This is a genomic window from Flavobacterium sp. UBA5153 (assembly GCA_002413745.1).
In the GTDB taxonomy this organism is placed as follows: Bacteria; Bacteroidota; Bacteroidia; order Flavobacteriales; family Flavobacteriaceae; genus Flavobacterium.
Genome location: DHXP01000073.1, coordinates 173,530 through 192,098, shown reverse-complemented (window position 1 = coordinate 192,098; position 18,569 = coordinate 173,530). Strand labels below are relative to the sequence as shown.

Here is an 18,569-nt window from a genome sequence, read left to right as displayed (position 1 = left end):
AACAGAACTCTAAATAGATAGTTTTGTGTTCTAGTTCTAATTTAAAATTGCAATAAAATTCTTTGTGCCGAAAATCCGGGCCCAAAACTCAACATTAATCCTTTAGTTCCTTTTTCAGGCCTATTCTCCATAAATCGTTCTAAAACATACAAAACAGTAGCGCTCGACATGTTTCCATACAAACGTAAAACTTCTTTTGTGTCGTCTATATTTTTTCCTAAATCAGAAAACAAATTTTCGACAGTTTGTACAATTTTTTTTCCACCGGGGTGAAAAATCAAATGATCAATATCATCAATTTTTAAGTTATTTTTTGCCAAAAACGGATGAATAATATCAGGAAAATGAGATGCAATAGTTTCTGGAATTTCAATATCTAAAATCATTTGTAAGCCTGAATTCGTGAGTTTGAAACCCATCATATCAATATTATCATAAAAATGATACATTTCTTCAGCTAGAATTTCTGGGCCTTCATCATCTTCATGAGAAGAAAGCAAAACACAAGCTGCTCCGTCGCCAAAAATCGCAGCACTGACAATATTTGCCATCGAAAAATCATCTAGTTGAAACGTTGCCGTTGGGCTTTCGACAGAAATTACGGCAGCTCGTTTTCCAGGATTGGCCTGAAGAAAGTTTTTAGCATATATAATTCCTGATATACCTGCCGCACAGCCCATCTCAGTTACTGGAAGGCGCACGATATCCTGACGTAATTTTAATTTATTGATCAAATACGCATCCAATGAAGGAATCATAATTCCGGTACAACTTACCGTGATGATGTAATCTAAATCTTCAGGATTCCATTGCGCTTTTAGCAACGCTTTTTCCAGTACTTTTTCTCCTAAATCAACCACCTCCCGAATATAAATATCATTTCTTTCTTCAAAAGATGTTTTGGTAAAAACTTCGATGGGATCCATGATAGAATATCTTTTGTCAACGGCAGCACCTTCGAAAATTTTCTTAACTTTTTTGATAAAACGTTGGTCTTGTCCGACTAACCAAGCGTCAAGAAATGGAATAATTTCATTTGTTGCCCTGGAATATTTTGGTAACTGTTTGGTTACGGTTTTAATTTTTACACTCATAGTTTTGAAATTATCCATTGATAACGGAAAGCCCATTTCCATTGGATTTTATAGTTTTTGAAATTTAATTTTTCTGAAAAATGAACCAATTCTTCTTTTTTAAAACCTCTTAAAATGGATGTTAACCCATCTTCTCGAGCCATTTTATTCAATTGAAATACAAAACATAAGGCTTGAAATAAACGGTATGCTATTGCATTTCTTTGTAAATCATTTATTACAATTCCTATTCTCGAATTCGTGTTAAAAACAGTTATTAATTGAATTATTTCTTTGTCTTTAAAATGATGTAATGTTAACGTACACAATACTATATCATATCTTAACTCACTAAAAGATTTATTAAAAACATCTTCCCATTGGTAACTTATATTTGGGTAATTTGTCGACAATTTTCGTGCGTGGTTGATGGTAAAATTATTTGCATCAATTCCTATTAATTGAAATTTTAAATCGTTTTTCAATCCATAATCTGCCAATAATCTTAACATATCTCCATTGCCACAACCTATGTCTACAATAGTAATTTCTGTAGATTGAGGAATGTAGGCAATTAAAGACTGAACTCCTTGTAAAGTCAGTTTATTTCCGCCTAAAAATTGATTGATTTTGGCAATTTTATCTAACGTATCACGCAAGATTTCACCTTCCATGGCAAAATCATCCATACTTTCAGGTTTGTCGGTTCTGGATTTAGTATTTAGAGACATTTATAGTTTTAAAATTATAGGTTTTCCATGAGTTTTTTTGATGATTTTTGGCAATAGAAATGGAAATAGAACTAATATATACATCAATACTACTGATAGTTTTTGCTTTTGTAAAAGATTGGATAAAAACCTTCCGGTTCTTAGTCTTTTTTTGAAATTAGCATTCCTTTCCCGAATGTATTTTTTTTCTAATTCAGTTCTGGATTTTATTTCATTATTATAATAGTTGTAGATTAATTCAGATACAATTTTCGCACTATGAATAGCTATTGCCATTCCGTTGCCACACAAAGGATGAATCAATCCGGCAGTATCTCCAATCATCAAAATGTGGTTTTCGACTGCTTCTTTTTTCTCGAAAGAAATTTGACTTATTGTTAATGGTTTTTCAAAAAGCAAGGTGTAATTTTCGAAAATTGCTTTTAAATGTGGATTTTGGGAAACCACTTGCTTTTGATAATCCTCAATATTCTTGTATCGTTTGAAAGTTTCATAATCAGCTAGATAACAAATATTGATTCTGTCATTTTCTACTTTTGAAACACCGCAATAACCACCTTTAAAATTATGCAAACCAACCAAATTATCAGGAAAATCTCCTGAATAATGGGCTTTAACAGCTAACCAAGGGGCTTTTTTTTGAATGAAATCACGATTAAGTTTTTGATCAATATTAGAACGTTTTCCGAATGCGCCAATAACAATTTCGGCTTTTAAAATGGTATTATCTGAAGTCGTTACAGTAAATAGATTGTCTTTAAAAACAATAGTTTCAATAGTTTCCTGAATGATTTTACAACCATTGGCTATTGCTTTTTTATACAAAAATTCATCTAAAGCATATCGGCTAATGCCAAATCCGCCAAGCGGTAAATTACTATAAATTGTTTTTCCGTTGCCAGTTGAAAATTGTAGTTTTGTAATGTTTGAAGGATGTAATTCAGCTATATTTAAGTCTAGCCATTTTAGATATGGCAAAACTTCATTTGAAATGTATTCGCCACAAACTTTGTGTTTTGGGAATTCATTTTTTTCTATCAAGGTTACTTGCAACCCTAATTTCGATAAATGAATGGCACTTGTAAGCCCTGCCAAACCTCCCCCAATAATAATAACATCAGCATTTGTCTTCATAGATTTGCTAATTTAGCAATTTTTTTCACAAAAAGTGTTTTTCAAAAATAAAAAAACTGCTTCATTATTAATGGTTTTTCGATACTATTAAATAATTATATTATTATTGAAAAAATGCGAAGTAGATTTTCTACCTCGCCCATAATTCTAAATAACTAGGGATTACCTCACTTAACTTTCAATCTCGTTCTGAAGTTAAGTGAATGTAATATAAATATATCCTTTTTTTATTAATAATTTAGGGTACTAATTCAAAATATTAAATAAAAAACTGCGCAATCCCAACACTCTTAGAGTGGTATTTATTATCCAATTTTTTTCATTGCCGTCATTGATTCTCTCAACCACGCTCCTATTTCTTCTATTGGATGTTGACGAATTTCATTATTTACTGCAATTAAAACTGCATTATCAACGCCATTCGATTTAGAAAATGGTTTCCCGATAACATTGGTATCAACCGTTTTCATAAAATCAGTCAATAGAGGTTTGCAGGCGTGATCAAATAAATAGCAACCGTATTCAGCTGTGTCAGAAATGATTCTGTTCATTTCGTACAATTTTTTACGGGCAACCGTGTTGGCAATCAAAGGCAATTCGTGCAATGATTCATAATACGCAGATTCTTCGATAATTCCTGTTTGAGTCATTGTTTCGAAAGCCAATTCAACACCGGCTTTTACCATAGCAATCATCAAAACTCCGTTGTCAAAATATTCTTGTTCAGAAATATGAGCAGCTGTTGGAGCTGTTTTTTCGAAATTAGTTTCAGCAGTTGCAGCTCTCCAAGTCAATAAATTGATATCGTCATTTGCCCAGTCAATCATCATATTTCTTGAAAATTCTCCAGAAATAATATCATCCATGTGTTTTTGGAATAATGGACGCATAATATCTTTTAATTCTTCGGCTAATTCAAAAGCTTGAATTTTTGAAGGATTGTTCAAACGATCCATCATATTGGTAATTCCACCGTGTTTCAAGGCTTCAGTAACAGTTTCCCAACCGTATTGAATCAATTTTGAAGCATAAGCTGGTTCGATTCCTTTTTCGACCATTTTGTCAAAGCATAAAATAGAACCTGTTTGCAACATTCCGCAAAGAATAGTTTGTTCTCCCATTAAATCCGATTTTACTTCGGCAACAAAAGAAGAATTTAAAACTCCTGCTTTATGACCACCAGTAGCAACTGCATACGCTTTTGCTTGTTCGAAACCTTCTCCATTTGGATCGTTTTCAGGGTGAACCGCAATTAAAGTTGGCACACCAAAACCTCTTTTGTATTCTTCGCGAACTTCTGATCCTGGGCATTTTGGAGCACACATTATTACCGTAATATCTTTACGGATTTGCATCCCTTCTTCAACGATATTGAAACCATGAGAATAAGCCAAAGTTGAACCTTTTTTCATCAATGGCATAATAGCTGTAACTACGGCAGTATGCTGTTTGTCTGGCGTAAGGTTGCAAACCAAATCAGCTGTTGGGATTAATTCTTCATAAGTTCCCACTTTGAAACCATTATCTGCAGCATTCATAAAAGAAGCTCTTTTTTGCGCTATGGCTTCGGCACGTAAAGCATAAGAAATATCTAAACCTGAATCTCTCATATTTAATCCTTGGTTCAAACCTTGAGCTCCGCAACCTACGATAACAACTTTTTTTCCTTTAAGTGCATCTATTCCATTTGAAAATTCGGATTGATCCATAAATTCGCAAACGCCTAATTGTTCTAATTGTAATCTAAGTGGTAATGAATTGAAATAATTTGCCATTTTCTAATTGTTATTTAATATTTAATGATTTTTTTGGCTATTTGCCTTTTTGCCTAATTCCTATTTTAACTCTTCTAATAATAATGTTGATATTTCCATTTTTTCTTTGGAAACGGAAATTCTTCCTGAACGTACAAACTGCATAATTCCGAAAGGCTTTAATTTTTTATATAAATCTTCTATTTCGGAACGTTTTCCTGATTTTGAAATTACGAAAAAGTCCCTTGAAACCGTTACGATTTCCGAATGGCTTTCTTTTATGATATTTTGTATTTGTCTTTCGTCAAATAATAAACTGGACTCAATTTTAAATATGGCACTTTCGAGAAAAATAGTTTCTTCATCAACATGATAAAATGCTTTGACAACTTCTATCTGTTTTTCGATCTGACCCACAATATTTTGAACCCATTTTTCGGTGGTGTTTACCACAATGATGAATCGGGAAATATTTTCGATTTCTGATTCGGACACATTTAAACTGAGGATATTGATATGCCTTTTCAAGAATATCCCGGATATTCTATTGAGTAAACCAACGTTGTTTTCTGAATATACAGAAACGGTGAATGTTTTATTTTCCATATTTTTTTTATTTAAAGTTTTTTGTTTAAAGTTTCAAATTGAGCAACATTTTTAATTTCATTTTTTCTGTTCCAACAACTTCAACCCTTAAACTTTAAACTTTTTATCTTAAACGAACATCAGAAACAGAAGCTCCTGCTGGAATCATTGGGAATACATTATTTTCTTTTTCAACCATTACTTCTAGGAAATAAGATTGTTTTGAAGCCAACATTTCAGCAACGGCTGCATCCAAATCTTCTCTTTTGGTTACTTTTTTTGATTTTATATGATATCCTTCGGCAATAGCCACAAAATTAGGATTTGTCATTTCGGTGGAAGCGTATCTTTTGTCAAAAAACAATTGTTGCCACTGACGCACCATTCCCAAAAATTCATTATTTAGCACTACAATTTTCACAGGAACTTTAGTTTGAAAAATAGTCCCTAATTCCTGAATGTTCATTTGAAAACCACCATCACCTATAATGGCAACCACTTCGCGATCAGGCATTCCCATTTTGGCGCCAATGGATGCAGGTAATGCAAATCCCATTGTTCCCAATCCTCCCGAAGTAATATTACTTTTTGTGGAATTAAATTTAGAATAACGACAAGCGAACATTTGATGTTGACCAACATCAGAAACGATTATTGCATCTCCTTTGGAATGTTTATTGATCATTTCTATGGTTTCTCCCATAGAAATTCCCTCCGTCTTAGGTTTTAGTTCATCATTGATTACAGCTTCTAATTCAATTTTATATTTTTCCTTGAATTCGTTGTGCCAAGATTCGTGCGTTTTGCTTTCGATAAGAGGAAGCAATGCTTGCAAAGATTCTTTTACATCTGCCAAAACGGCCACTGTAGTTTTTACATTTTTATCGATTTCAGAAGGGTCGATTTCGAAATGAATTACTTTGGCTTGTTTGGCATATGTTGCCAAATTTCCCGTAACACGATCATCAAAACGCATTCCAAACGCAATCAGAACATCACATTCATTGGTTAGAACATTAGGTCCATAATTACCGTGCATTCCTAACATACCCATATTCAAAGGATGATCCGTTGGTAATGCAGAAAGTCCCAAAATAGTCCAAGCGGCGGGAATCCCTGATTTTTCAACCAATGCTTTTAATTCGGCTTCGGCTTGTCCAAGGATGATTCCTTGTCCAAAGATGATGAATGGTTTTTTGGCATTATTAATTAAATCAGCGGCTTCTTTTACTTTTTCAAGATTTAAAACCGGTTTTGGATTATAACTTCTAATCCCAGTACATTTTTTATAACTAAATTCGAATTCCTCGAACTGGGCATTTTTTGTAATATCAATCAATACTGGTCCTGGGCGACCTGATTTTGCAATATAGAAAGCTTTGGCAATAACTTCAGGAATTTCTGAAGCTTCGGTAATTTGATAATTCCATTTGGTTACAGGAGTTGAAATTCCGATGATGTCAGTTTCCTGAAAAGCATCCGAACCCAGTAAATGTTTTCCCACTTGACCCGTGATGCAAACCATTGGAGTGGAATCAATCTGTGCATCGGCAATTCCAGTCACCAAATTTGTTGCGCCTGGACCCGAAGTCGCAATGGCAACACCCACTTTACCGGTTGCTCTGGCATAACCTTGGGCAGCATGCGTTGCACCTTGTTCGTGACGCACCAAAACGTGATGCAATTGCTCTTTAAATTTATATAATTCGTCATAAACCGGCATTATGGCACCACCGGGATAACCATAAACCAAGTCTACTCCTTCTTCTAACAAGCATCTAATAACAGCTTCTGCACCAGATATTTTATTTTTTTCCATTGATTGTATTTTTTTTCCTCTCCCCGACCCTCTCCGAAGGAGAGGGAGCCGAGACTGGTATAATATTACTATTTTTTTATTCTCCTTTTAAAGCCCCTCCTTCGGAGGGGTTGGGGAGGACTTTACTTATCGGTTACGCATCCTGTTGAAGCACTTGAAACTGACCTGGCATATTTTAGTAAAACTCCTTTTGTTGCTTTCAAAGCTGGTTGAACCCAAGCTGCTTTTCTTTTGGCAAATTCCTCGTCAGAAATTTTTAAATTGATGGTGTTTTTAACAGCGTCAATAGTAATCAAATCTCCATTTTCAACGAGAGCAATTCCACCTCCATCGTAGGCTTCTGGTGTGATGTGTCCTACCACGAAACCGTGTGAACCTCCTGAAAATCTACCATCAGTAATCAAAGCTACACTGCTTCCAAGTCCAGCTCCCATAATGGCCGATGTTGGTTTTAACATTTCTGGCATTCCTGGTCCGCCTTTTGGTCCACAATATCTAATGACGACGACATCTCCAGGTTTAACCAGTCCACTTTGAATTCCCGGTATAACTGTAAATTCACTCTCGAAAACTACTGCGGTTCCTTCAAAATATTCTCCTTCGTTACCGCTAATTTTGGCAACGCAACCTTCTGAAGCTAGATTTCCGTATAAAATCTGAATGTTTCCTGTCGATTTCAATGCGTTTTGAATTTCAAAAATAACTTCTTGTCCTTCATCCAAATCAGGAACATTAGCTAAATTTTCGGCCATTGTTTTTCCTGTCACAGTTAAACATTCTCCGTGAATATAACCTTCTTTCAATAAATATTTCAATACAGCTGGAACACCTCCAACAGCGTGTAAATCTTCCATCATAAATTTTCCGCTAGGTTTTAAATCTGCTAAAACAGGTGTTCTATCACTTATCGCCTGAAAATCTTCCAACGTAATTTCAATATCAACGGAGTGAGCCATTGCGATTAAATGCATTACCGCATTGGTGGAACCTCCTAAAACAGCTACAATAGTAATTGCATTTTCAAAAGCCTTGCGAGTCATTATGTCCTTTGGCTTAATATCTTTTTCCAATAATATTCGGATGGCTTTTCCAGCATCTTCACATTCTTGTAATTTATCATTACTCACTGCAGGATTTGATGAACTATAAGGCAAACTCATTCCCAATGCTTCAATTGCAGAAGCCATTGTATTTGCCGTGTACATTCCGCCACAAGCACCTGGTCCAGGACAAGAATTTTTTATAACTCCCTTAAAATCCTCATCAGAAATAGCATTTTTGAATTTTTTTCCTAAAGCTTCAAAAGCAGAAACAATATTAAGGTGCTCTCCTTTCCATCTTCCTGAGTGAATTGTTCCACCATAAACCATAATGGAAGGACGATTTACTCTTCCCATTGCGATTAAAGCTCCTGGCATATTTTTATCACAACCTGGAACTGCAATCAAAGCATCGTACCATTGTGCTCCCATAACTGTTTCAATAGAATCAGCAATGACATCACGTGAAACTAATGAAAAACGCATTCCTTCGGTTCCATTCGAAATTCCGTCGCTTACGCCAATAGTATTAAAAATTAATCCGACTAGATCTGCATCCCAAACTCCTTTTTTAACCTCTTTTGCCAAATCGTTCAAGTGCATATTGCAAGTATTGCCTTCATAGCCCATACTCACAATTCCTACCTGCGCTTTTTTCAAATCTTCTTCAGTCAAACCTATCCCGTAAAGCATTGCTTGTGCCGCGGGTTGGGTTACATCTTGCGTTATGGTTTTGCTGTATTTATTTAATTCCATTATTTTTTTAATTTTTTCTCACCCCGACCCTCTCCAAAGGAGAGGGAGCCGTAAGCGGACTGTTATTATTTATTATTTATTATTTTTTCTTTCCTTACTCCCCCTTCGGGGGTCGGGGGGCTTATACTATAGTTGATTGTCCTATATAAACATTATCATTATTAAAATATAATAAGTCTTCTTTACTTAAAATAAAATTCGAGACAAAGTCTCCTACTTCATTGGTGCCAAATTTTGAAAATGAATTCAAATCAGCGGTTACTATTTTATATTCGAAAGCTTTTTCAACAGCTTCATATACTTTTTGTGCCTCTTTATCGAGTCCAAAATGTTCCAAAAGCATCGCCGCCGATAATATGGAAGCAATTGGATTTGCAATATTTTTCCCTGTTGCCTCGACATATGAACCGTGAATGGATTCAAAAAGTGCCTTGTCATTTCCTAATGATACAGAAGCCAATAATCCGATTGAGCTTGCAATTACGCTGGCTTCATCAGAAAGAATATCGCCAAACATATTTTCGGTCAAGATAACATCAAATTGTCTTGGATTCAGAATAATTTGCTTTGCTGCATTATCCACAAAAAGAAAATTCAAAGCAACGTCGGGATAACTTTCTCCAATTTTTTTTACCAATCGTCTCCATAATCTGGAAGTTTCGAGAACATTGGCTTTATCGACCATTGTTACTTTTTTTCTACGTTTTTGGGCTGCTTTAAAAGCTAAATGTGTAATTCTGCTAATTTGTTCTTCTGAATATTCATAGGAATCAGAAGCTATTGTTCCATCTTCATTTAATTTTTTTTCACCAACATAAACACCCCCGGAGAGTTCTCTATAAACAACAAAATCAACACCCTCGATTATTTCTCTTTTTAACGGAGAGCAATCCAATAATGCTTTGTATGGTTTTATAGGTCTGATATTGGCAAAAAGCCCTAATTCATTTCTTAATTTAAGTAATCCTTGTTCTGGACGCACTTTGGCATCAGGATTATTGTCATATTTTGGATGTCCGATAGCTCCAAACAAAACTGCATCCGTATTTAAACAAAGATTTAATGTTTGATTTGGAAGTGGATTTCCAGTTTGATCAATAGCAACGGCACCTACAAGAGCATCTTCAAATACAAATTCGTGATCATAAACCACTCCAATTGCATTCAATGCCTTTTTTGCTTGTAAGATAACCTCAGGACCAATTCCGTCTCCCGAAAGCACTGCTATTTTTAAGTCCATTTTATATTTTTTTGTAAAGGTATGCTATAATTTGAATGCTAAAATGGGTATTAACTTCTAATTAAATCCCCTTCTATTTTGCAAGCTTCAATGATTTGATGAATGTCATTATCCAATACCTCTTTCTTGATGTCGGCAAACTTTAAAAACTCGACATATACAATGTCTAATTGTACTTTTGTCAATTCATAACCTACTTTTTTGGCTCTGTAAGCCAATGCTGCTCTACCACTACGTGCAGTAAGAATAATTGAAGATTCAGTGACGCCAACTTCCAAAGGATCCATAATTTCATAAGTTTCCCTGTTTTTAATAACACCATCTTGGTGAATTCCGGAACTGTGCGAAAAGGCATTGGCACCAACAATAGCTTTATTGGGTTGTACCATCATTCCCATACTTTCTGAAACCAATCGACTCATTTCGTTCAATTGCCTAGTATTGATATTAGTGTCTAAATTCAAATAGGGATGTTGCTTGAGAATCATTACTACTTCTTCAAGTGCTGTGTTTCCTGCTCTTTCGCCTATTCCGTTTATAGTGCATTCTATTTGTCTTGCTCCATTTATGGCACCGGCAATTGAATTGGCGGTAGCCATTCCCAAGTCATTATGACAATGACAAGAAATGATTACGTTTTCAATTCCTTTTACATTTTCTTTCAGGTATTTTATTTTTGCGCCATATTCATCAGGCAGGCAATAACCTGTTGTATCTGGGATATTTAATACAGTAGCACCTGATTTTATTACTTCTTCACAGACTCTTGCCAAGAAATCATTTTCGGTTCTACCTGCATCTTCAGCATAAAATTCTACATCTTCAACATACGATTTGGCATAGGAAACTGCATATTTTGCCCTGACAATAATGTCTTCTCTAGTAGTGTTAAGTTTGTGAATTATATGCGAATTTGAAGTTCCAATGCCTGTATGGATACGAGGTTTTTTGGCGTATTTTAAAGCGGCGGCAGCCACATCAATATCATTTTTCACTGCTCTGGTAAGACCGCAAACCGTAGCGTTTTTTACAATCTTACTTATTTCTGAAACGGACAAAAAATCTCCAGGACTAGAAACAGGAAAACCCGCTTCTATAATGTCAACTCCCATTTCGTCAAGCCTAGTGGCTATAACGAGTTTTTGATGGGTATCTAATTTGCATCCCGGAACCTGTTCTCCATCTCTTAAAGTGGTATCAAAAATTTGGACTTTCTCTCTATTCATTTTAAAATATTTAATGTAATTTCACATTTCGAAACAAAAATAGATTTCATTACTTTAATATAAAATCCATTTTCATGAATTATACTGTTTATAAAGTAAATGAAAACTTTATAAACAACTGATAAACAATAAGTTACTATACTATATTTTACAATGGCTAACCATCAAAAAGATTCTTTATTTGTATTGATAAAATCGCTTTCGAAGTCTGAAAAAAGACAATTCAAGATTTTTGCAAGTCGGCTCGAAACGAGTTCTAACACAAAGTTTATCGAATTATTCAACATTTTAGACAAATCAGAAGTCTATGATGAGAAAATTATTTTGAAAAGCGGCATCATCAAGAAAGTACAATTATCCAACCTTAAATCGTATTTATACAAACAAATTTTGGTGAGTATTCGTTTGAATATTCCCAGCCAAAACATTCGCTACCAGTTACGCGAACAGATTGATTTTGCCACAATACTATACAATAAAGGTTTGTATAAACAAAGTTTAAAAATTTTGGACAAAACCAAACAACAGGCTCTTGAAAATGACGAGAAATATATGGCTTATGAAATTGTTGAATTCGAAAAACTGATAGAATCACAATACATTACCCGCAGTATTCAAGGACGCGCCGATGAATTGGTTGTCCAGGCCAAAGAATTGAACTATAAAAATACCATTTCAAGCAAATTATCAAATTTATCATTGCAATTATACGGCATTATGCTTAAGACCGGCTATGTAAAAAGTGATGAAGAATATAAATACATCGATGACTATTTCAAGAAACACATTTCTAGATTTGATGAAAGCAAGTTTGGGTTTCGAGAGAAATACTGGTATTACAATGCCTATCTTTGGCGTAGTTTTTTAGTCCAAGACTTCCTGTCCTGCTATAAATATGCTCACAAATGGGTGACTCTTTTCTATGACAATAGAAATATGATTTTTCTAAATCCCGTGTTTTTCCTGAAAGGAAACCATTATTTATTGGAGTCTCTATTTATGCTAAAATATAAATCAAATTTCAAAAAATACTTGGAATTATTGGAAGAAACAATAAATGATCCCCAATTTCCGGTGAATGACAATATTGCTTCATTATCGTTCTTGTATTTGTATAACAACAAATTGAATTATCATATTCTGGAAGGTACTTTTGCTGAAAGTGAATATCTGATTCCTGAAATTTTAGACAAAATAAAGTTGCACAGCGAACATCTCGATGAGCATCACGAAATGTTATTTTACTATAAAATCGCCTGTATTTATTTTGGAAACGAAAAATATACTGAATCGATATTTTATCTCGAAAAAATCATTAACAACAAAAATCTCTATGTTCGGGAAGATTTAGCGTGTTTTGCACGTATTTTGTGTTTGATTGCCCATTATGAATCGGGTAAAGATTTCAACATGGAAAATCAGCTAAAAAGTACATATAAATTTCTGATAAAAATGAATGATTTACATGAAGTGCAAAAGGAAATGATTCGTTTTTTGAAAAAATTGAGCACTATTTATCCTACAGATATCAAAAAGGAATTCATAAAAATTAAGGAACGATTTATAGAACTGGAAAAAAACACTTACGAAAAAAGAGCTTTTCTATATCTTGATATTATCTCATGGCTCGAAAGTAAAATTGAAAATAGAAAAATCGGTGATATTATTAAGGAAAAAGCCAAGTTGAGTAATCGATAAGTATGTAATTTTATTAATCAGAGCATCAATTATTAAAATATAAAAAATGGTTTTCAAAATTTGAAAACCATTTTTTACTATTATTTATTCTAATATATTAGTAATTCCCTCAAAACAATTTCAAACCTTCCTTTTGGTAAATACTGATCTTCCAATGCTTTTGTAAACGGAATTGGCGTGTCTAAACTTGCTACTCTTTTTACTGGCGCATCTAAATATTCAAAACATTCTTCCATAATCAAAGCCGAAATATCACTGGCAATTCCACCAAACATCGAATCCTCATGATATATAATTACTCTTCCCGTTTTCTTTACAGAAGCGTAAATAGCCTCCGTATCCAAAGGTTGGAGCGTTCTTAAATCCAATAAATCAGCTGAAATTTCAGGATTTTTAGCTAATGTATCAAAAGCCCAATGCACTGCAGCTCCAAACGAAATAATAGTAACATCCTTTCCTTCTTTCAATAAAGCCGCTTTTCCTAACGGAATGGTATAATAGTCTTTTGGCACATCTTGGTGAACACTTCTGTACAGTTGTTTGTGCTCAAAAAACAGCACCGGATTTGGGTCATTGATTGAAGTTGCCAAAAGCCCTTTGGCATCATAAGGAAAGGCCGGATAAACCACTTTTAAACCCGGTGTTTTGGTAAACCAGGCTTCATTGGTTTGCGAATGGAAAGGTCCCGCTTGTGTACCTCCTCCGCAAGGCATCCGCACAACAACATCTGCCTTTTCCTGCCAACGATAATGTGATTTTGCCAATAAATTCACGATCGGGTTGAATCCAGTCGAAACAAAATCAGCAAACTGCATTTCTACTATCGCTTTATAACCGTTGATTGACAATCCCATTCCTGCCGAAACCACGGCACTTTCGCAAATTGGCGTATTACGAACACGCTCTTTACCAAATTGCGCCACAAAACCATCCGTAATTTTGAAAGCACCACCATATTCGGCAATATCCTGGCCCATAATTACCAAGTTTTTATGGCGTTCCATAGATTGTCTCAAACTACTGGAAATTGCATCTATGAAACGAATATTTTCTACTTCGTCAGAAGGATTAACTTCCTCAAATTGATATGGTTTGTAAACATCATTTAATTCTTCACTTAAAACGGCTTCAATTTCTGGTTCTGTATTGGCAAGCGCCAGACTTTCATCAATTTCTGCCTTGATTTCAGAACGTAAAGTTTCATCAAAACCGGCAGTTAGTATTTTATTTTCGAATAAGTATTTTCTGTAATTATCTACGGGATCTTTGATGGCCCATAAATCCATTAACTCCTGAGGTATATATTTAGTTCCACTTGCTTCTTCATGTCCGCGCATTCGAAATGTCTTGAATTCCAATAAAACGGGACGCGGATTCGCAGTCATCGAAACTTTCAATTCTGATAATTTATTATAAACTTCAAGAATGTTATTTCCATCAATTATATGGCTTTCCATTCCGTAACCGATTCCTTTATCAGCAATGTTTTCACAACGGAATTGTTCGTTTGTGGGTGTTGAAAGTCCATAACCGTTATTTTCAATAATGAATAGTACTGGCAATTCCCAAACGGCGGCAATATTCAAGGCTTCGTGAAAATCACCTTCGCTGGTAGCTCCTTCGCCAGTGAAAACGGCGGTAATTTTTCCGTTTTTCTTCAATTTGTTTGCCAATGCAATCCCGTCAGCAACACCCAATTGTGGACCCAAATGCGAAATCATCCCGATAATCTTGTATTGTTGGGTTCCAAAGTGAAAACTTCTATCGCGACCCTTGGTGAACCCATTGGCTTTGCCTTGCCATTGCGAAAAAAGTCGGTATAACGGAATGTTTCGTCCGGTGAAAACACCGAGGTTTCGGTGCATTGGCAAAATATATTCGTCAGCGTCCAAAACCGCCGTAACTCCCACAGAAATGGCTTCCTGACCAATTCCGGAAAACCATTTGGACACTTTTCCTTGTCGGATAAGGATCAACATTTTTTCTTCAATTAACCTTGGTTTTACCAATCTTTTATATAAATCCAATAATTGATTGTCGGTAAGATTTTTTCTGTCGAAATTCATTAGTTTTGCTTTATTTATTGTGGTTCAAAAGTATAAAAAAATAACAGTTTCACTTGATTTTGTTATATTAATTTCGCTTTGTTTGTAACTTTTAAAATTATGAATTAGAATAATTCTTTACATTTGTTGACACGAGGTTTAAGGACTTCTAAGATATTAAAAAATAGTTAATAGTATGCTAAAAATACCTAGTGTTGACTTGCGTGATTTCCTTTCGGATGACCCGAAACGTAAACAAAAATTTGTAAATGAAATAGGAAGCACCTTTGAAGAAATTGGATTCGTAGCCTTGAAAGGTCATTTTTTAGACGACCAATTGGTTGATGAATTGTACGGCGAAATAAGGAATTTTTTCTCCCTTCCCTTAGAAACAAAACACAGTTATGAAATCCCGGAAATTGGAGGACAAAGAGGTTACGTTTCTTGTGGAAAAGAACACGCTAAAGGTAGAAAAGAAGGTGATTTGAAAGAGTTTTGGCACTTTGGACAATATGTTGAAAAAGACTCAAAACACGCAGCAGAATATCCCGATAATGTAGAAGTTAAAGAATTGCCTCGTTTTAATATTGTGGGAAAAGAAGCCTACCAAATGCTCGAAAAAACAGGAGTTTATGTATTGAGAGCTTTGGCTTTATACCTTGGATTAGACGAGTTTTATTTTGATGAATATGCCAAAGAAGGAAACTCGATTTTAAGACCAATTCATTATCCACCCATTACTTCGGAACCCGAAAATGCCATTCGAGCCGCAGCTCACGGCGATATTAACTTGATTACGCTTTTGATGGGCGCCCAAGGTCGAGGTTTGCAAGTTCAAAATCACGATGGAGTTTGGATTGACGCCATTGCCCAACCTGACGAATTAGTCATAAATGTAGGCGACATGTTATCGCGTCACACCAATAATAAATTAAAATCCACCATTCACCAAGTGGTGAATCCTCCAAAAGAATTATGGGGAACTTCGCGTTTTTCTATTCCGTTTTTTATGCATCCCATAAGTGATATGCGATTGGATTGTTTGGAAAATTGTATTGATGCCGAAAATCCAAAGAAATTCGAGGCTATTACGGCTGGAGAATACTTGTACGAAAGATTGGTAGATTTGGGATTAATCAAAAAATAAATTATAAATTTATACTGTAAAAAAGACATTGAGTTTTTGCTTGATGTCTTTTTTGATTTTTAGATAAATACAATCGCCTACAAAAAGATAAAAAATGGACTTACAAGAGCAATTAAAAAATTTATTTCCAGACCATATAGAATCGGAACCTGAAGAAATTCAAGAAGAAAATCACGTGCTTTTTATTCAAAAAGAACCCATGATTTGCAAATTCGAAAAGCGAAAAGGAAAAGCCACGACCATAATTGAGGGTTACGAAGGGACAGACGAGGATTTTAAAATTCTAGCCAAAGAAATTAAAACTAAATTGAGCGTTGGCGGTACTTTCAAAGACGATTCCATAATTATACAGGGAGATTATCGTGATAAAATTATGCAAATATTTAAAGAAAAAGGATTTAAAGTAAAACGAGTAGGAGGATAATTCTGTTGCAATATTCAGATTTAAAACTAAAAAACAACACTAATTAGCTTTGTGTGCTTTGCGAAAAAACTTTGCGCCTTTGCGGTAAAAAATAAACAATGATCCAATCATCCGAATTGATACTTAATCCAGACGGGAGTGTGTATCATCTGAACTTAAAACCCGAACATGTTGCGAACGATGTCATCTTCGTTGGTGACCAAAATCGTGTCGAAAAAATTACGCAGTTTTTTGACAGCATAGAGTTTTCGACCCAAAAAAGAGAATTCAAAACCCAAACCGGTCTTTTCAAAGGCAAACGAATCACGGTAATGTCAACCGGAATTGGTCCTGACAATATTGATATTGTGATGAACGAATTAGATGCTTTGGTCAACATTGATTTGAAAACCAGAACTCCAAAAGAAAATCTTACCTCTTTGAATATCATCAGAATCGGAACTTCGGGTTCTTTACAAGCCGATATTCCCGTGGATAGTTTTGTGATGGCAAAATTTGGATTGGGCTTAGATAATATGCTCCGCTCCTACTTGATCGATGAAATTTCGGAAACTGCAATGGAAGACGCTTTTATAAAACACACCAACTGGGATTTAAGAAAAGGGAGACCTTACATCATTACTTGCTCGGAAAAACTGGAAAAAAGAATGGAAAGTGACAGAATATTTAAAGGAATTACAGCAACTGCCGGCGGATTTTACGGCCCTCAAGGTCGTGTTTTGCGGTTGAATATCCAGGACGAAAACTTGAATTCAAAAATGGATAATTTCAATTTTGAAGGAAATCGAATTACTAATTTAGAAATGGAAACTGGCGCTATTTATGGACTTGGAAAATTAATGGGACATCATTGTTTGTCGCTAAATGCCATAATTGCGAACCGTGCCAACGGCACTTTTAGCGAAGATCCGTATAAAGCTGTTGATGAATTGATTGCGTATGCCTTGGATAAATTAGCGGAGTAAAATGTATTGACTTTTGGAAATTATTAAAAAAGTTAACCAATTAAATGGCTAACTTTTTTTTTAGGATTCGCTCTCCATTTAAATAATCTGATGGTCGCTGTCTAAGAATTTTGTAAAAAGTGTTGCTGAAAGTCGGCACGCTATTATAACCTACAGCTAGTGCCACTTCGTTAACGGTAAGGTGTTTTTCCAACAACAATTCTATTGCTTTTAAAATTCTTCGAATAGTAAGGTATTGAATAAATGACATTCCCAAATCTTTTTGAAACAACCGATATAAAGAGCGTTCACTAAATCCAAATTGAATAGCTATCTTAGAAAATAAAATGGGTTCAGCTAAATTCCCATCTAAGTAATCCACTATTTTTGTCAGCCGAATATCCTTTGAAAAAGGCAATGATAACGGTAAATTATTCAAACAAATTTTAGGCATAATCGCTTTAATCGCTTTGGTGATATCGTAATTTCTGGTTCCTTTCTTCAAATTTCCATCCCATCTATTGGTAAAAAGCATCATTTGCAATAACAAATCGTTAATCGGATAAATTCCTTCACTTTCATAAAAAAGATGCTCGTTTGTTTTTACCGGAAAATATAAATTTCTCATTATTACGTTTTCAGAATTGGTATGGATACTATGTTCCACTCCTTTTGGAATCCACATAAAATGACGGGCAGGCAAGAAATAAGTATTCGTTTGGGTAATAACATAAACTATTCCGCCTTCAGTATACAACATTTGCGCTTTGTCATGTTTATGGGTCGGAATCAATAGTTCTCCCATTAAGTCATGATGACAATAAATACTTTTTTTATCCGCATCAACTTCCTTTATATAATATTTTTCTTTTGTCATTTATTTAATTTTATAGTGTCCGAAATGAATACATATTTGTCTTTTTAAGATAATTTGTCAATTGTTTATTTTACTA

The 18,569-nt window shown here is 34.7% G+C and carries 15 protein-coding genes; 4 read left to right on the top strand and 11 right to left on the bottom strand.

Annotated elements, in window-relative coordinates:
* Positions 1 to 41 precede the first annotated feature (41 nt).
* From B2145_RS15265 to B2145_RS15225, 9 genes are all read right to left on the bottom strand, one after another.
* The gene (locus B2145_RS15265) at positions 42 to 1,094 is read right to left on the bottom strand and encodes a type III polyketide synthase (RefSeq protein WP_291104128.1); all 1,053 of its coding nucleotides are present in this window, start codon (positions 1,092 to 1,094) and stop codon (positions 42 to 44) included.
* Entirely contained in the window at positions 1,091 to 1,804 is a 714-nt protein-coding gene (locus B2145_RS15260) for a methyltransferase domain-containing protein (RefSeq protein ID WP_291104125.1), read from the bottom strand. The genes B2145_RS15265 and B2145_RS15260 overlap by 4 nt, the downstream gene beginning before the upstream one ends.
* Complete coding sequence (locus B2145_RS15255) at positions 1,805 to 2,938, bottom strand: NAD(P)/FAD-dependent oxidoreductase (RefSeq protein ID WP_291104122.1); 1,134 nt, start codon at positions 2,936 to 2,938, stop codon at positions 1,805 to 1,807.
* Positions 2,939 to 3,243: 305 nt separating this feature from the next.
* Positions 3,244 to 4,713, bottom strand: a complete 1,470-nt coding sequence (gene ilvC, locus B2145_RS15250) for a ketol-acid reductoisomerase (RefSeq protein WP_291104119.1) — start codon at positions 4,711 to 4,713, stop codon at positions 3,244 to 3,246.
* A 60-nt stretch (positions 4,714 to 4,773) separates the two neighbouring features.
* Positions 4,774 to 5,298, bottom strand: coding sequence for an acetolactate synthase small subunit (gene ilvN, locus B2145_RS15245; protein WP_291104116.1), 525 nt, complete (start codon positions 5,296 to 5,298; stop codon positions 4,774 to 4,776).
* Positions 5,299 to 5,401: 103 nt separating this feature from the next.
* Positions 5,402 to 7,096: a biosynthetic-type acetolactate synthase large subunit gene (gene ilvB / locus B2145_RS15240; protein WP_291104113.1), complete on the bottom strand. Its 1,695-nt coding sequence runs from the start codon at positions 7,094 to 7,096 to the stop codon at positions 5,402 to 5,404.
* 122 nt (positions 7,097 to 7,218) lie between these two features.
* Positions 7,219 to 8,892, bottom strand: coding sequence for a dihydroxy-acid dehydratase (ilvD, locus tag B2145_RS15235; RefSeq protein WP_291104110.1), 1,674 nt, complete (start codon positions 8,890 to 8,892; stop codon positions 7,219 to 7,221).
* A gap of 121 nt (positions 8,893 to 9,013) precedes the next feature.
* On the bottom strand, positions 9,014 to 10,132 hold the full coding sequence (gene leuB / locus B2145_RS15230; RefSeq protein WP_291104107.1) for a 3-isopropylmalate dehydrogenase: 1,119 nt from the start codon (positions 10,130 to 10,132) through the stop codon (positions 9,014 to 9,016).
* Between the two features lie 50 nt (positions 10,133 to 10,182).
* The gene (locus tag B2145_RS15225; protein WP_291104104.1) at positions 10,183 to 11,358 is read right to left on the bottom strand and encodes a 2-isopropylmalate synthase; all 1,176 of its coding nucleotides are present in this window, start codon (positions 11,356 to 11,358) and stop codon (positions 10,183 to 10,185) included.
* Positions 11,359 to 11,511: 153 nt separating this feature from the next.
* Here B2145_RS15225 and B2145_RS15220 point away from each other — a divergent pair, with 153 nt between their 5' ends.
* On the top strand, positions 11,512 to 13,056 hold the full coding sequence (locus B2145_RS15220) for a hypothetical protein (protein ID WP_291104101.1): 1,545 nt from the start codon (positions 11,512 to 11,514) through the stop codon (positions 13,054 to 13,056).
* 89 nt (positions 13,057 to 13,145) lie between these two features.
* Here B2145_RS15220 and B2145_RS15215 read toward each other — a convergent pair whose 3' ends face one another.
* Entirely contained in the window at positions 13,146 to 15,122 is a 1,977-nt protein-coding gene (locus tag B2145_RS15215) for an alpha-ketoacid dehydrogenase subunit alpha/beta (RefSeq protein ID WP_291104097.1), read from the bottom strand.
* A gap of 175 nt (positions 15,123 to 15,297) precedes the next feature.
* On the opposite strand from B2145_RS15215, the gene B2145_RS15210 reads away from it, so the two are divergent.
* The 3 genes from B2145_RS15210 (at position 15,298) to B2145_RS15200 (ending at position 17,637) form a co-directional block, all read left to right on the top strand.
* Positions 15,298 to 16,248: an isopenicillin N synthase family dioxygenase gene (locus B2145_RS15210; RefSeq protein ID WP_291104094.1), complete on the top strand. Its 951-nt coding sequence runs from the start codon at positions 15,298 to 15,300 to the stop codon at positions 16,246 to 16,248.
* Between the two features lie 94 nt (positions 16,249 to 16,342).
* Positions 16,343 to 16,672, top strand: a complete 330-nt coding sequence (locus tag B2145_RS15205) for a translation initiation factor (protein WP_291104091.1) — start codon at positions 16,343 to 16,345, stop codon at positions 16,670 to 16,672.
* 98 nt (positions 16,673 to 16,770) lie between these two features.
* Positions 16,771 to 17,637 carry a nucleoside phosphorylase gene (locus B2145_RS15200; RefSeq protein WP_291104088.1) on the top strand — a complete coding sequence of 289 codons (867 nt, stop codon included), beginning with the start codon at positions 16,771 to 16,773 and terminating at the stop codon, positions 17,635 to 17,637.
* 40 nt (positions 17,638 to 17,677) lie between these two features.
* Here B2145_RS15200 and B2145_RS15195 read toward each other — a convergent pair whose 3' ends face one another.
* Complete coding sequence (locus B2145_RS15195) at positions 17,678 to 18,493, bottom strand: AraC family transcriptional regulator (RefSeq protein WP_291104085.1); 816 nt, start codon at positions 18,491 to 18,493, stop codon at positions 17,678 to 17,680.
* Positions 18,494 to 18,569: the final 76 nt, after the last annotated feature.